Genomic DNA, 897 nt, shown 5'->3' on the forward strand with positions numbered 1-897 from the left:
CACCGGTGCGAGCGCCGGTGGTGCGGCGTCCGGTGACGGCACGATCACGATGGGGTTCTCCCAGGTGGGTGCGGAGAGCGGGTGGCGTACCGCGAACACCAAGTCGGTGCAGGAGTCGGCGAAGGCGGCGGGGATCGAGCTGAAGTTCTCCGACGCGCAGCAGAAGCAGGAGAACCAGATCAAGGCGATCCGGTCGTTCATCCAGCAGAAGGTGGATGTGATCGCGTTCTCGCCGGTGGTGGAGTCGGGCTGGGACACGGTGTTGAAGGAGGCGCAGAACGCCAAGATCCCGGTGATTCTGACCGACCGTGCGGTGGATTCGCCGGACACCAGTCTGTACAAGACCTTCCTTGGGTCGGATTTCGTGGAGGAGGGCAAGAAGGCGGGTCAGTGGCTGGTGGATCAGTTCAAGGATGCCAAGGATCCGGTGAACATCGTGGAGTTGCAGGGGACCACGGGTTCGGCGCCGGCCAATGACCGTAAGGCGGGGTTCGGTGAGGTGATCGCCGCCGATCCGAAGTTCAAGATCGTGGCGTCGCAGACGGGGGACTTCACGCGGGCCAAGGGCAAGGAGGTCATGGAGGCGTTCTTGAAGTCGACGCCGGACATCGATGTGCTGTTCGCGCACAACGATGACATGGGTCTTGGTGCGATCGAGGCGATCGAGGGCGCGGGGAAGGTCCCGGGCAAGGACATCACGATCATCACGATCGACGCGGTCAAGGACGGCATGCAGGCCCTGGCCGACGGCAAGATCAACTACATCGTGGAGTGCAGCCCGCTGCTCGGCCCGCAACTGATGGACCTGGCCAAGAAGGTCGTCGCCGGCGAGACCGTGCCCACCCGGGTCGTCACCGAGGAGACCACCTTCACCCAGGAGCAGGCCAAGGAAGCCCT

At 64.0% G+C, this 897-nt stretch carries 2 protein-coding genes; one reads left to right on the forward strand and one right to left on the reverse strand.

From position 1 onward, the window contains the following. Positions 1–201: hypothetical protein (locus ABGB17_RS38810; protein ID WP_347639400.1), on the reverse strand; the 201-nt coding region annotated here is incomplete at its 3' end. Here ABGB17_RS38810 and ABGB17_RS38815 point away from each other — a divergent pair. Next, positions 107–897 (forward strand): ABC transporter substrate-binding protein (locus ABGB17_RS38815; protein WP_347639398.1); only part of this gene is annotated, 791 nt, incomplete at its 3' end. The two genes, ABGB17_RS38810 and ABGB17_RS38815, sit on opposite strands and share 95 nt — an antisense overlap.

The organism is Sphaerisporangium sp. B11E5, assembly GCF_039871875.1.
Taxonomy (GTDB): domain Bacteria; phylum Actinomycetota; class Actinomycetes; order Streptosporangiales; family Streptosporangiaceae; genus Sphaerisporangium.